Source organism: Paenibacillus sp. Marseille-P2973 (assembly GCF_018101095.1).
Taxonomy (GTDB): domain Bacteria; phylum Bacillota; class Bacilli; order Paenibacillales; family Paenibacillaceae; genus Fontibacillus; species Fontibacillus vini.
This window is the reverse complement of the sequence record NZ_JAGQEH010000006.1, coordinates 49568-64522: the sequence shown is the minus strand read 5'-3', so window position 1 is coordinate 64522 and position 14955 is coordinate 49568. Positions and strand designations below refer to the sequence as shown.

The 14955-nt window shown below is 49.6% G+C and carries 11 protein-coding genes; 9 read left to right on the top strand and 2 right to left on the bottom strand.

Going from position 1 to position 14955, the window contains the following annotated elements; genetic code table 11:
- Positions 1-126 precede the first annotated feature (126 nt).
- From KB559_RS14220 to KB559_RS14210, 3 genes are all read left to right on the top strand, one after another.
- A complete protein-coding gene (locus KB559_RS14220; RefSeq protein WP_211022592.1) occupies positions 127-1815 on the top strand; it encodes a CdiA family toxin C-terminal domain-containing protein in 1689 nt (562 codons plus the stop codon).
- A gap of 12 nt (positions 1816-1827) precedes the next feature.
- A complete protein-coding gene (cdiI, locus tag KB559_RS14215) occupies positions 1828-2193 on the top strand; it encodes a ribonuclease toxin immunity protein CdiI (RefSeq protein WP_211022591.1) in 366 nt (121 codons plus the stop codon).
- Between the two features lie 235 nt (positions 2194-2428).
- A complete protein-coding gene (locus KB559_RS14210) occupies positions 2429-2899 on the top strand; it encodes a hypothetical protein (protein ID WP_211022758.1) in 471 nt (156 codons plus the stop codon).
- Between the two features lie 194 nt (positions 2900-3093).
- On the opposite strand, the gene KB559_RS14205 is transcribed toward KB559_RS14210, so the two are convergent.
- Both KB559_RS14205 and KB559_RS14200 read right to left on the bottom strand, forming a co-directional pair.
- Entirely contained in the window at positions 3094-3987 is an 894-nt protein-coding gene (locus KB559_RS14205; protein WP_211022590.1) for an OmpA/MotB family protein, read from the bottom strand.
- Entirely contained in the window at positions 3984-4769 is a 786-nt protein-coding gene (locus KB559_RS14200) for a flagellar motor protein (RefSeq protein ID WP_211022589.1), read from the bottom strand. Before KB559_RS14200 ends, KB559_RS14205 begins: the two co-directional genes overlap by 4 nt.
- 242 nt (positions 4770-5011) lie before the next feature.
- On the opposite strand from KB559_RS14200, the gene uvrB reads away from it, so the two are divergent.
- From uvrB to galU, 6 genes are all read left to right on the top strand, one after another.
- The gene (gene uvrB, locus KB559_RS14195) at positions 5012-7006 is read left to right on the top strand and encodes an excinuclease ABC subunit UvrB (protein ID WP_211022588.1); all 1995 of its coding nucleotides are present in this window, start codon (positions 5012-5014) and stop codon (positions 7004-7006) included.
- A gap of 20 nt (positions 7007-7026) precedes the next feature.
- Complete coding sequence (uvrA, locus tag KB559_RS14190) at positions 7027-9885, top strand: excinuclease ABC subunit UvrA (protein ID WP_211022587.1); 2859 nt, start codon at positions 7027-7029, stop codon at positions 9883-9885.
- A gap of 483 nt (positions 9886-10368) precedes the next feature.
- Positions 10369-10575 (top strand): DUF2759 family protein, encoded by a 207-nt coding sequence (locus tag KB559_RS14185; RefSeq protein WP_211022586.1) that lies wholly within the window; start codon positions 10369-10371, stop codon positions 10573-10575.
- A gap of 238 nt (positions 10576-10813) precedes the next feature.
- Positions 10814-13366, top strand: coding sequence for a U32 family peptidase (locus KB559_RS14180; RefSeq protein WP_211022585.1), 2553 nt, complete (start codon positions 10814-10816; stop codon positions 13364-13366).
- Positions 13367-13684: 318 nt separating this feature from the next.
- Positions 13685-13882: a hypothetical protein gene (locus tag KB559_RS14175; RefSeq protein WP_244861697.1), complete on the top strand. Its 198-nt coding sequence runs from the start codon at positions 13685-13687 to the stop codon at positions 13880-13882.
- A gap of 170 nt (positions 13883-14052) precedes the next feature.
- A complete protein-coding gene (gene galU, locus KB559_RS14170) occupies positions 14053-14937 on the top strand; it encodes a UTP--glucose-1-phosphate uridylyltransferase GalU (protein WP_211022583.1) in 885 nt (294 codons plus the stop codon).
- Positions 14938-14955 lie beyond the last annotated feature (18 nt).

Below are 14955 nucleotides of genomic sequence, written 5' to 3'. Positions count from 1 at the left end.
ATGGTCAGAGACCACCATGATTGACCTGTTTTTTGTTAGAACTTAACGCGAAGACTTGCGAAGGCTTTTGAAGAGCTAGCCCGCCAACAGGCAGCATATCAAGTTTACGAGATTTATGGCAATGAAATGTATACGGGTTACGTACATAAGCTGGCGGACAAACAGAGAAGCATTCTGGCGGATTTGGGCATATCGGAGGAATGGTACAAGACGGGAGTGAGCCTCGCGGCTTTTTACAAAGGTTCCCCTCTCACGGCTTGTGATTATAACCCGCTAAAACATGATTTTTCGACTATGCCCTCAGAGAGTGAACTCCGTATGGTGATTGCCGTCGGACTATATAACGAGGTTTACCGGAATTGGGCGAGGAATAGCTATAGCCGGATTGAGGCAGCCGTGCATCAAGCTGCTGAACAGCAGCGGAAACTGAAGGAACAGCTGGAGGAATATAACCGCCTGGTACCTGAAGAGGATATCCGGAAGATGCAGCAGGTTTTGAAGGATTTGAATATTTACCATGGAGAGGTCACGGGGAAATATAACGAGGAACTACTAATCGCGGTCGCAGGGTACCAGCAAATTGCTAATACGATCAGTTCAGTAGCTGCGGTTTGGAGGTCACAATCCAAATCGGGGAAATACGAATTCGAAGTGGACGGTAAAGTAACGAAAGAGTTGCTTGAATTGGCTCTGGCGGAAAAAGGCCTGGGCATACGGAACAACCCTGATCTGGTTAATAACGGAGGAACGATCACGGCGATAACCATGGTGGGCGTCGGAGATGGTATCGCCAGTCAACTGAAGGAGGATTTTGGTGATGTTTTGAAAGGGAGCTGGGCCAATAATCCAAATAACATAGAATTCTGGACAAAAACCCTCCCGCACTATTATGATTTGGCTAAAGACATTGAGAATGGCAACATTACCTATGATTCCATTAAATCGATGCTTGGTGAAGAACTTGCAAAGGAGTTTATCGTTCCTTTTAAAGATATTAAGAATCTCTCGGGCAAAGTACTAAGCGGCAAAGCTTCCTATGAAGAAAGCGTCAGCTACGGCCGAGCTTTAGCTAAAGCGGCTTCAGCAGTCATGCTAGTGAAGGCGGCCGCCACAGCAGGTGCGAAAGGTGCGAAGCTTGCCTCCAAGTCCTCCAATGAGCTTCTGGAGTCCCTGCCTAAAATAACGGAGCAATTTAGAAGATCTGAGTTCGTGACACCCGAAGGAATTAGAGTGAAGGTTTCTGCCTGGGAAGCGGATGGCACAATTTCATACTCTAAGAACCCAACTCAGCAGAATCTTATTGAAAATTATTTGAAAGAACGAGAAGGGAAGGGAAGGGTTGAGGGGACGGGCAATCTAATCTTCAAATCAGATTATGATGACCATTTAGTAAACGTTAAGAAATTTGATCGAGATCCATCCAAAGGTATTACAGGCGGTCACAATATGGATGAGTTCTACAAATATTTTAGAAACGTTTTGAAGTTAGATGATGTGGATTTTATTAACAAGGTAACACCCCACCCCACGATTGATGGAATTATTCAAATTAATTACAAGATACCTAAACTTGATAATAAGGGCAACTTGACTGGAGAGTATAAGTACTTCAAAAATCCCAAAACTGTGTATGACCCATCCAAAATTTCTGAGGTAACAATAATCGAATGGGGTAAAGCTGCTATGCAACAAGGAATTGATGCTGGTAGTATTGTCGGAAGAAGAATAACTGGTATTGCCCCGAATGGATTGAAATTCGAAGGGTATATGGATGAAAGTGGTGTCATTACAAACTTCTATCCAAAACTCGATTAAAGGAGATTAGCTATGAAAATAGATAAGAATTTTGATGAATTAACGGCAATGGAACTATATTTCCTCTATCTTGATGAAGATAAATTTATAGATGCCCTTGAAGATTTTTCGAATAAGGTAGGTTATGGTATTTCAGAGTTTATCTGTTGTGCATTTCCACCTGAATATGAATCATGGGAAGAGGGGTATTTTGGAGATACGGGCGTGAAGTTTGAAGTTGAACCGCCAGCAGTTGATGGAATTAAATATGAAATAGTATCAAATACAGACTTCATTGATTTTCTTGATAATTTAACACATCAGTACCTTGTTTCATATCCTATGGAACAATCTAAAGTTGAACTGCTTTTAAACCAAATTAAAACTAAATTGCTTTAATAAGCGAGGGCTACCCTCTCCGAATGAACTCATCATTCAACCAATAACACATATAACCGATGTAAATCGAATTGAACTACTTCCACATGCGGGTGTAACAACTCAATGTGGTTTTTCTTTTTGCCTAAACAAATAGAAGACGATGGTTTTTAACAAAATTAACATTGTTGTCATTGAGCTTTTCAAGTTCAAATTCATAAGAATCAACTCTGATGAATTGGAGGGTACTTTAATAATCATAAAATATAAATATAAATTGAAGTATATGGATGAATTTAATATGGTTGTATTGGATTTCGACAAGGAAAAAACACTAGAGTTCGCCAATATGATAAGTGATCCCTTAGGATCTGATATATCTTGGAGATTCAAAGATTTGAAAAAAGATATTGAGAATTATGTTGATTTATTAAAGGGAAATATACCCGAATATAGACATGGAGGAAATGCATCCAGTGTTATATCTTATAAAGACTATACAATAATTGAAGATCCATTTTATGATGAGGAAGAAGATGAAATTGAACCGATTTGTAAATTAGAGACAGTTGAATTTGTGAAAATTATATTACTTTGGGCTTACGAAACTTATAAATATAAAAGCGAGAGGGGAGTGATTGCTCTAGATGAGGCAGATATGGTTATGAAGTGGATTAAACAAAAAATGTTAGAAGTTGAGAGTATAGAAAATAAATCTATAAAATAGCTTGTATAAAGCCATTTATAACCTTAGCAACAAAATCGTACAATACAACCAACAGACCAAACGCTAAACAATTATCGTCTCGTTTTTAGAACTATTGGTGAAGTTGAATTAGAGGGATCGAAGAAAAACAAAGCGCCCTCCGAATATCGGAGGGCGTTTCTTTTATGCTGCAATGTTACCTGCTCGCATTTCACTCACTGCTGCAACTGGCGCAGCACTGTGATCTCTACGCGGCGGTTTTTTTGGCGTCCTGCGGCGGTGGAGTTATCGGCGGCGGGACGAGTGTCGGCGTAGCCGGCATATTGGAAGCCTTCCGGATCGAGCTTTTCCTTATCGATGAAAAAGCGAAGGACGGATAAGGCTCGCGCGCCCGACAGTTCCCAGTTATCCTTAAACTCGGAGGCGCGGACGATCGGAAGATCGTCCGTATGCCCTTCGATGCTGATGACGGTATTGAGTTGACTGAACAGGCTGGCTAGTTTGGTCAGTGTTTTGGCGGAACCGGATTTCAGATCGGCCTTGCCGGCATCGAACAGGAAGCGGTCGCTTAACGTGATCGAAATGCCTTTAGGCAGATCTGCGACCTTGATCTGATCATCAAGCTGATTGTCCTTGATATAAGACTCGATCCGGCTCATGAGCGTTTGCAGTTCTTCTTCCTGCTTGCGGAAAGCCAGCTCGCGTTCGGTCATCGGCTTTTGCGAGGCATCGTCGCTGTTTATAACGGGCTGGTTTGTGCCGTTTGGAACTGCAGTCCCGTTCTGGCCGGCCTGTCCTCCCGATGCTCCGTTCTTATCATCTGCGGCAGACGGAGGGTTCTTGGAAGTGTGGGGGCCGTCGCTGCCGAGAATGCCGCTTCCTTTTTCCAGCAAGGAGTCACCGCTCTTGAACGTAAGCTGGAGCGACTGGGTGACGACTTCGTATTTTTCCACATCCAAACGGCTCATGGCATACATCACGACGAAAAAAATGAGCAGCAGCGTAATTAAATCGGCATAGGTGATCATCCACCGGTCTCTCGTATCCTTACTTTCCTGGCGATGCCGGGAACGTTGGCCGGGGTTCTGGGTTCTGTTTCTCCGGCTCATAAGCTCTCATTCTCCCCGGATACGGGCAAATCCCGGCGCGTTTCAGCCGTGAAAGATTCCAGCTTGCGCCGTACGAGCAGCGGGTGATCTCCGTTTTGAAGGGAGAGTATTCCCTCCAGCATCATTTCCATTCGGCCGACTTCATCTTCCCCACGCGCTTTGATTTTGGAGGCGATCGGGAGAAAGATAAGGTTGGCGCTGGCTACCCCGTAAAGGGTTGCCGTAAAGGCGAGCGCAATGGACGGGCCGAGTGCGGTCGGCTCGGTGAGGCTGCCAAGCACATGGATAAGACCCATGACCGTACCGATAATTCCCATGGTCGGGGCATATCCGCCGGCCGATTCGAATATTTTGGCATAACCTTCATATTTTGTTTGGATGGCGTCAATTTCTAAATCCATGATTTGTTCGACCATGCTTTGCTCTGTACCGTCAACGACGAGTTGGATGCCTTCCCGCAAAAAAGGGTCTTCATGCTCCGCGGCCCGCCTTTCCAGCGCCAAAACTCCTTCGCGCCGCGCTATCGTCGACATGCTTACGATATCTTCTATCAGTTCATCCGGTTTCTGTTGTCCCGAGGTAAAGGCCAGGGCCAGCGCCCGCGGGACGGTCTTCAATTTTGCCAGAGGAAAGCTCACCATGACCGCGGCCAGCGTACCGCCAAATACAATTACGGCAGCCGCAATTTGCATCAAGCCCGCCAATTCCCCGCCTTCCCATAAAAAGCCGCCGATCAACGCGGTCAATCCAATAATGATGCCTAAAATTGTTGTGATATCCATCAGTAATTTTACAACTCCTATTCACGACTTATCGTTTGCATCCCAACTGCAAAAAAGGTATAATCAATGGGAACACCCATTCCTATTTTGGAGTGGTGATATTAGCGCTTCTCGTCTTACTTACATTTAAAGCAGAAGAATTAAGGTTAATATAGATAATAGTAGCTTCATGATCAAAAACTGACTTTTAATCTATTTAGAAGTACAGTTTCCATTTTAGACGATAAGGGTGATGTTGGACAATGAGTGATATTGTCTTTAGTAACAATAAATTCGAGCTGATTTCCGAATTTTCGCCGCAGGGCGACCAACCGGCCGCGGTGGAACAATTGGTTGAAGGCGTAAAAATGGGTAAAAAGCACCAGACGCTTTTGGGTGCGACCGGAACGGGGAAGACCTTTACGATTGCCCATACCATTGCCAAGCTTGGAAGGCCCACGCTCGTCATCGCCCACAATAAGACACTGGCTGCGCAGTTGGCCAGCGAATTCAAAGAGTTCTTCCCGAACAACTCCGTAGACTACTTCGTCAGTTACTATGACTACTACCAGCCGGAAGCATATATCCCATCCTCCGACACCTACATCGAGAAAGATTCCAGTATCAATGAAGAGATCGACAAATTGAGACACTCTGCGACGAGCTCGCTGTTCGAACGGCGCGACGTCATTATTGTTGCGAGCGTATCTTGTATTTACGGTCTCGGTTCACCGACTGAATATGGGAATCTGGTGTTGTCGCTGCGGGTTGGCATGGAAAAATCCCGGAATCAGATTCTGAGCCGACTGGTGGATATCCAGTATCAGCGGAACGATATCAACTTCGTTCGCGGGACCTTCCGTGTGCGCGGCGATGTATTGGAGATTTTTCCGGCTTCCAAAGGGGAACAGGCCGTTCGGATTGAGTTTTTTGGTGACGAAATCGAACGGATTACCGAAATCGACGTTTTGACCGGCGAACTGGTCGGGGAACGCGAACATGTGGCTATCTTCCCGGCTTCTCACTTCGTTACCCAGGAAGAGACTATGCGAGTTGCACTGGTCAATATAGAAAGGGAGCTTGAAGAACGGCTTGAGGTGTTCCGCTCCCAGGGCAAGCTGCTGGAAGCACAGCGTTTGGAACAGCGCACCCGGTACGATATTGAAATGATGAAAGAGGTCGGCTTTTGCTCGGGGATCGAGAACTACTCGGGACCGTTGACCTTCCGTGAGCGCGGGGCTACGCCTTATACGCTGATGGATTATTTTCCGGACGATATGCTCATCGTGATCGACGAATCCCACGTTACGCTGCCGCAAATCCGCGCAATGTACAACGGGGACCAGGCGCGCAAAAATGTGCTCGTCGACCATGGCTTCCGTCTACCTTCGGCGCTGGACAACCGGCCGCTCAAATTCGAAGAATTTGAGGAGAAGGCGGATCAGCTGATTTATGTGTCGGCTACGCCCGGACCTTATGAAATCGAGCATTGCGATACGATGGTACAGCAGATTATCCGGCCGACGGGCCTGCTGGACCCAATCATTGAGGTTCGTCCGACGAAGAGACAAATCGACGATTTGATCGGCGAGATTAACGACCGGATTGCTAAGGATGAGCGAGTGCTCGTGACGACGCTGACGAAGAAGATGGCGGAAGATCTGACCGATTACCTGAAGGAAATCGGAATCAAGGTCCGGTATCTTCACTCCGATATTAAGACGCTGGAGCGTATGAGCATCCTTCGGGATCTGCGATTGGGAACCTTCCACGTGCTGATCGGGATTAACCTTCTGCGGGAAGGCCTGGATCTTCCGGAGGTCTCCCTGGTGGCGATTCTTGATGCGGATAAAGAGGGCTTCCTGCGTTCCGAGCGATCGCTGATCCAGACGATCGGCCGGGCAGCGCGGAACTCGGAAGGGCGCGTGTTGATGTACGGTGACCATATCACCGAATCCATGGACAAAGCGATCAAGGAGACCGAGCGGCGCCGCAGCATTCAGATTGCATATAACGAGAAACACGGCATAACGCCGCAAACGATCCGCAAGAAAGTGCGGGATGTCATCGAAGCGACTCGGGTGGCCGAAAGCAAGAGCGATTATCTGTCGGATGCCGCCAAGGGCAAGATGTCCAAGCGCGACCGCGAAGCGATGATCGGACGATTGGAAAAAGAAATGAAAGAAGCCGCCAAAAACCTGCAGTTTGAAAGAGCCGCGGAGCTGCGCGATGCCATTATGGAACTGCGGGCGGAATAAGAGTTGGGAGATGAAAGCAATTGGCTAATGAGAATATCGTCATTAAAGGCGCCAGAGCGCACAATTTAAAAAATGTGAACATTACGATTCCTCGCGACAAATTCGTCGTCCTGACCGGGCTCAGCGGGTCAGGCAAATCGTCGCTCGCATTCGATACCATTTACGCGGAAGGACAACGCCGGTATGTGGAATCTTTATCAGCATACGCCCGTCAGTTTTTAGGACAGATGGAGAAGCCGGATGTGGATTCCATCGAGGGGCTTTCGCCAGCGATCTCGATTGACCAGAAGACGACAAGCCGTAACCCGCGTTCCACGGTAGGAACGGTAACGGAGATATATGATTATCTGCGTCTGTTGTTTTCAAGAGTGGGTCATCCTCATTGTCCGGAACACGGGATCGAGATTACATCCCAGACAGTAGAGCAGATGGTAGACCGGATCATGCAGTATCCAGAGAAGACGAGACTCCAGATATTGGCGCCGGTGGTGTCCGGGAAAAAGGGAGAGCACAAGAGCCTGTTCACCGAAATCGCCAAGCAGGGATTTGTCCGCGTACGCGTAAACGGAGAACAGCGCGATCTGTCGGAGAATATCGAACTTGAAAAAAACAAAAAGCATTCGATCGAGGTCGTCGTCGACCGGATCATCATTAAAGAGGATGTACGAAGCCGGTTGGCTGATTCCATAGAAACATCGCTCAAAATGTCGGGAGGCCAGTTGCTGGTCGACATTATGGGACAGGAGGAGCTGCGATTCAGCTCCAATTTTGCCTGCCCGATCTGCGGCTTCAGCATTGAGGAATTATCGCCGCGGATGTTCTCGTTTAACAGTCCGTTCGGGGCTTGCCCGGATTGCGACGGTCTCGGTGTGAAGATGATCATCGATCCGGATCTGCTTGTTCCCGATACCTCCAAAAGCATTGAGCAAGGCGCCTTTGAAGCATGGGCAGGCAGTACCTCCAACTACTATCCGCAATTTTTGCGGTCGGTTTGCGAGCATTTTAATATTCCGCAGGATGTTCCCGTATCTGAACTAACCAAGGATCAGATGGACAAGCTGCTCTATGGTACAGGCACGACTAAGGTTCGCTTCCGCTATCAAAACGATTTCGGGATGAGCAAAGATGCTTACGTAACCTTCGAAGGTATTGTGCACAATCTGGAGCGGCGTTATCGGGATACCAGCTCGGAAGGAATTCGCGAATTCATTGAAGAATTCATGGGTTCCAAGCCATGCGGCACCTGCAAAGGACACCGCCTGAAGAAGGAGACTCTTGCGGTAACGATTAACGGCGAGAATATGGCATTTGTTACTTCGCTGTCGATCGGGGAAGCCATGAAGTTCTTTAATGGGCTCGTTCTTAGTGAGAAGGAAACGGCGATCGCTCATATGATCCTGAAGGAAATCAATAGCCGTCTAGGCTTCCTTGTCAATGTCGGGCTCGATTATTTGACCTTGAGCCGTGCAGCCGGAACGCTGTCCGGTGGGGAGGCCCAGCGTATTCGTCTGGCAACCCAAATCGGATCCAGTCTGATGGGCGTGCTGTATATTCTTGACGAGCCGAGCATCGGCTTGCATCAGCGGGATAATGATCGTTTGATCTCTACCCTTGGGCAGATGCGGGATCTCGGCAACACCCTGATCGTGGTAGAGCACGATGAAGACACGATGTTGGCAGCAGACTATATTATTGATATCGGACCGGGTGCCGGAATCCATGGCGGACAGGTAGTCTCACAGGGAACGCCTCAGGAGGTTATGGATGATCCGAACTCGTTGACCGGGAAGTATCTGAGCGGCAAGAAATTTATTGAGGTGCCCGAGAAGCGCCGGAAGACAGATGGCCGGTGGCTGGAGATCAAAGGCGCGAAAGAGAACAATCTGAAAAATATAAACGTGAAATTTCCGCTTGGCGTATTTGCAGCGGTAACGGGCGTCTCCGGTTCTGGGAAATCGACCCTGGTCAATGAGATTCTGTATAAGACCTTGGCGCGCGACCTGAATCGGGCACGTGTTCGTCCGGGTCAATATAAGGAGATCAAAGGCTTGGAGCATGTCGATAAAGTAGTAGACATCGACCAATCTCCTATCGGCCGTACGCCGCGCTCGAATCCGGCTACCTATACCGGCGTGTTTGACGATATCCGCGATTTGTTCTCGCAGACGAACGAGGCGAAGATTCGTGGCTATAAGAAAGGCCGCTTCAGCTTCAACATTAAGGGCGGACGTTGCGAGGCCTGCCGGGGCGACGGGATCATCAAGATCGAGATGCACTTCTTGCCCGATGTCTACGTGCCTTGTGAAGTCTGCAAAGGTAAACGGTATAACCGAGAGACTTTGGAAGTGAAATACAAGAACAAGAGTATTGCGGACGTCTTGGAGATGACTGTAGAGGATGCGACGCAATTCTTCGAGAACATTCCGAAAATTCACCGCAAGCTGCAAACGCTGCTCGATGTAGGCTTGGGCTATATCGATTTGGGGCAGCCGGCAACTACGTTATCCGGGGGAGAAGCACAGCGCGTGAAGCTCGCTTCCGAGCTGTACCGGCGGAGTACAGGCAAGACGATCTATATCCTGGATGAACCGACGACTGGTCTCCATGTGGATGACATCGACCGTCTGCTGTCGGTGCTGCATCGCCTGGTTGATTCCGGGGAGACGGTGCTCGTCATCGAGCACAATCTGGATGTCATCAAGACGGCCGATTATTTGATCGACCTCGGTCCGGAAGGCGGCAGCGGCGGGGGAACGATTATCGCTACAGGGACGCCGGAAGAGATTGCAAAGGTGGAACAATCCTACACTGGCCGTTACCTCGCTCCGGTTTTGGAGCGGGATACGAAACGAACGGAAGAATTAAAGGCACGCGCTTAAGTTTAGGAAGACTGGGTGGCCCGCGACAATGCTTGATTATCGAAGCATTGACTGCGGGTCATTTTTATTTTGACGGGAATGGATTTGGGTATATTCGTTAAGGATAAGATTAAAGCGGGAGATTGAGGGAGAACAGGTACAGGTTAGAATATAGGTAAGGAACGTTTGCAATAAAACAGGATTGTCGTATGGCGCTAGATATGGGGGATTAGACCTTGGTGAGGTATAGGATGTCCTATTGTCCACTTTTAGGTGGACATTTTAGGGATTTGTGCGCGCTAGGGAGACGGAATATGAATGTTCATGAAGTACCCGAATAGGGAAGAGAGTCTGATTTTCTAAAGTTGTTAATGATATGACTTTTTTATCAATTAAGATGATAAATGCAACATTTTTTTGACTTTTCTCTTGCATCCGTCTTGAGGAGAAGATAACATATAAGAAGGTGGAAATTTCCGTGAATTTTACTGAGGAGGGCTTGCCATGTTACTCGCAGAAGCGGGAGCCGTAACGACGACATTTAACGGTTTTGATATTTTTATGATTTTGTTCACCATTGTTATCCTGATTGGGGTATTAAGACTGCTGAAAGAGTCCAAGAAGAATTTGTTTGCGATCGGATTTGGCATCCTCAGCTTGCTGATTTTTTTGGCGTCCGATGCAATCATGATCAAATCCTGGTTCAGTTAGTCTAAGCCTAGGGTGCGAGCAGAAACAAGGGGTACAGGAAAGACACTTTGTTCCGGTTGGAGGGATGGGGTGTCTTTTTGCGTGTGCCAAAGGTTCCCGTTGCCGGGTGGGTAGAGACTTCAGGCGATGTCTGCTAAAATAAATAAGTTATCGGAGTTTTAAATTTTATGCATGTCGTATAGATAAACAAATTCGATGGAACGCAGTAATAAATGGCGGGACATCCGGGAGGATATAAATGAGCAACACAACATTAACAAGACAAGACGTGGAGCTGTTGGCTCCGGCGGGCGATTGGGATTGCATGCGGGCCGCGGTGGCTAACGGAGCCGATGCGATATTTTTTGGCGTGGAGAAGTTCAATGCCCGGGCACGGGCGAACAATTTTCGTATGGACGAGCTTTCCGAAATCATGGCGTTTTTACACAGTTATGGGGTTAAGGGATTCCTGACCTTCAATATTCTGGTGTTTGAAAATGAATTGGCGGATGCGCAGGAGTTGATCGAGGCCTGTATCGAAGCTGGAGTCGACGCGGTAATTGTTCAGGATTTGGGCTTGGTAAGGATGATCCGAGAGCTGTCGCCGGACTTCCCGATTCATGGCTCAACGCAAATGACGATTACTTCGCCGGAAGCGGTGGAATTCACGAAGCCTTGGAATATGGAACGTGTGGTCCTTGGGCGTGAAAACAATCTGAAGCAGATCAAGATGATCGGGGATCAGGCGAAGCTGCCGATGGAGGTTTTTGTGCATGGGGCGCTTTGCGTATCCTATTCCGGACAGTGCCTGACTTCGGAAATGTGGGGCGGACGGTCGGCCAACCGCGGCGAATGCGCTCAAGCCTGCCGTTTGCCTTACGACTTGATGGTCGACGGGGAGCAAAAACCGATGGGCGATGTCACTTATCTGTTGTCGCCTAAAGATTTGGCGGCGATCGACATTATGCCTGAATTGATCGAAGCAGGGGTGACTTCGTTTAAAATTGAGGGTCGATTGAAGAGCCCTGAATATGTAGCCAATGTGGTGAGCAAATACCGGAAGGCGATTGACCGGTATTTTGAGGGGGATGCTACGCGTCCATCCAAAGAGGAAATCCGTGAGCTGCAGCAAAGTTTTTCGCGCGGGTTCACGCACGGCTTCCTGGAAGGGACAAACAATAAGCAATTGGTTGACGGCACGTTTCCTAAGAGCCGCGGGGTATACCTCGGCCGGGTGGAGCAGGTGCTCCGCGACGGCGTCGTTTGTAAGCTGGAAGCGCCGCTGAAGCGCGGCGACGGGATTGTGTTTGACGCCGGCGATCCGACGAAGAAGGAAGAGGGCGGGCGAGTCTATGATTTGCGCCGCAAGGGCGTGAAGCTGGAGGGAGAGGCTGGCGAGACATGGATCGTCGACATCGTTCCCGGGCGCAATGACGTGGATTTGCGCCGGGTGCATGTGGGCGACCGGATCTGGAAGACGAGCGATCCGGCACTGGACAAACGGCTCCGCCAAACGTTCGAGACCGACAAGCCGTACCGGGTATTCCCGGTACATGTGCGGGCGGTCGGCCACGCCGGCGGGCCGCTGACTACCTTCTGGACCGATGTCCAGAAGGGGACGACCGTGCGTGTCGACTCGGAGCTGGAGCTCGAGATCGCGCAAAAACGGCCGATGGACGGGGCGCTGCTCGAAGAGCAGTTCGGCCGTCTCGGCGGCACGGTGTTCCAGCTCGAGCGGCTGGACACGGAGCTGCATGGCGACGTGATCCTCCCCATGCGAGAGCTGAACGGCATTCGCCGGCGCGCAGTGGAACTGCTAGCCGGCGAGCGGCCGAAGCCGCCCGTGTACACGCGGGCGGCGGCAGCTGCGGCAGTGCCCGGCGCCATGGGCGCGGGCGAAGCCGTGGGGGTGGGCGCCCCCGCCGTTGGCGGGGCGCCGGTGCCCCGCGGTGAGGCGAAGCTCACCGCGTTGTGCCGCAGCCTGCCGCAGGTGGAGGCTGCGCTGGAAGCTGGCGTCGAAATGATCTACGCCGACTTCGAGTTTATCAAGCAGTTCCCGGCAGCGGTGGAAGCCGTCCGGGCAGCCGGCAAGCAGATTGCGCTAGCGACGCCGCGCATCCATATGCCGGGCGAGAACGGCTACCATAACAACATCCTGCGCCTCCAGCCCGACGCGGTGCTGGTGCGCAACACCGGTGCGCTGTATTTCTACCTGCGCCACCGCATGGAAAACCCGTCCGCCTCGCATCCGCGGCTGATTGGCGATTTCTCGCTGAACATCGCCAACCACAAAACGGTGGAGCTGTTTCTCGAGGCGGGCTGTGACCTCGTCACGCCGTCCTACGACCTGAACATCCAGCAGATGGTCGATCTGCTGCGTCAAAGCCGGACGGCCAACCTGGAAATCGTCATCCATCAGCATCTGCCGATGTTCCATACCGAGCACTGCGTGTACTGCACCTTCCTGAGCGAAGGTACGGACTACACCAACTGCGGACGTCCTTGCGAGGAGCACCGCGCTTCGCTTCAGGACCGGATCGGCATGAGCCACCCAGTCCGTGTCGACGAAGGCTGCCGGAATACGGTCTACAACGCCATCGAGCAGTCCGGCGCGGAATACCTGAGCAACTTCATGGAGCTTGGCGTAGCGAATTACCGAGTAGAGTTCCTGGAGGAGACTCCCGAACAGGTTCACGAGGTCATTGATCTGTACAACCGGGCCCTTCGCGGCGAAATCAGCGGCACTCAAGTCTGGAAAACGCTGAAAGCGACAAACCAGCTCGGAGTAACACGCGGACAACTCGTCAAATAGCTTAATAATGCAAATTGTGAATAAGAGAAAAACGGCCTTATGTGCTAACGTCACAGGGGCCGTTTTTCTGTTTTTTAGATGTATACACCTCATGATCACTGTACGAGGACACATGTGTTTTATATGGAGACATGCCTTGAATCCAAGCTATATAAGGGTTTCTAATTGTCAAAACTCTGTGAACGAACGCAAAAATCCCGTGATAAACGATATTTATCAGTAAGCAAAAAATAGATGATGTGGTATAATGAAAGCGTAAACAATTTGAATGGATAATGTAATAAAGTCTAAAGTCCATTTATCAGGAGGGTGAAAGTGATGTTTGAAGGATTCCTCGAAATGCAATCGGTGGTAACTAAAGTTCATGGACGGCTGGAAATCGGCGGCGATCAAGAGTACCGGAGAATTGAATACGGAACCGAGCGCCATCTCCATACTCCGGAGCCAGGAAGCCGCAACCGCTGCGAGGAAGCACCCCAGCCTATCCTAACACGCTTGAAATTTTGGACGCACTAACTTATTGATGATGCAGAAGCCTCTTACGGAAATGGGTTCCGTGAGGGGCTTTTTTTATTGGAGAAACTCAATTGGATAGAGTGTAAAGTTCTCTCTAACCTGTCTTTTTTTGACGCTAGTTATGTTATAATTGCACCATCTTGATGTTAAGGGAAAGGAAGATTTAAGCGATGAAGATCCGGAAAGCGATTATTCCCGCAGCAGGGCTTGGTACCCGTTTCCTGCCCGCCACGAAGGCGATGCCGAAGGAAATGCTCCCGATCGTGGATAAGCCGACGATCCAATATATCGTGGAGGAAGCCGTGGCTTCCGGGATCGAAGACATCATTATTGTGACCGGGAAAGGAAAGCGCGCGATCGAGGACCATTTTGACAACTCGTTTGAACTGGAGCAAAATTTGTCCGATAAAGGCAAATGGGATCTGCTGAACGAGGTTCGCAAGTCCTCGGAAATGGCCGATATTCACTACATCCGGCAAAAAGAACCAAAGGGCCTGGGACACGCGATCTGGTGCGCCCGCAAGTTCATCGGCAACGAGCCGTTCGCCGTCCTGCTGGGTGATGACATCGTGGAATCGGAAGTCCCTTGCCTGAAGCAGATGATCGACGTATACAACTTCCAAAAGGCTTCTGTCGTCGGGGTACAGCCGGTTCCGTGGGAAGAAGTTTCCCGTTATGGCATCGTAGACGGAAACGAAATCGGGGACCGCGTCTATCAGGCCAAGCAATTGGTAGAGAAGCCTCCAGCCGATAAAGCACCATCCAATCTAGCAATCATGGGCCGTTACATTTTAACGCCGGCTATTTTCGACATTCTGGACGGACAGCATGAGGGGGTTGGCGGAGAAATTCAACTAACGGACGCCATTTCCCGTTTAAGAGAGACGGAGCGCATTGTAGCGTATCACTTTGACGGCTTGCGGCATGACGTCGGCGAGAAACTGGGCTTCATTCAAACGTCGATTCATTATGCACTGCAGAATAAGGAGCTACGCGAAGGATTGCTGGAGTATATGAAATCGAAGATTGAGAATCAAAAAATCGGCCTCTCCTAAGGAGAAGCCGATTTTTTG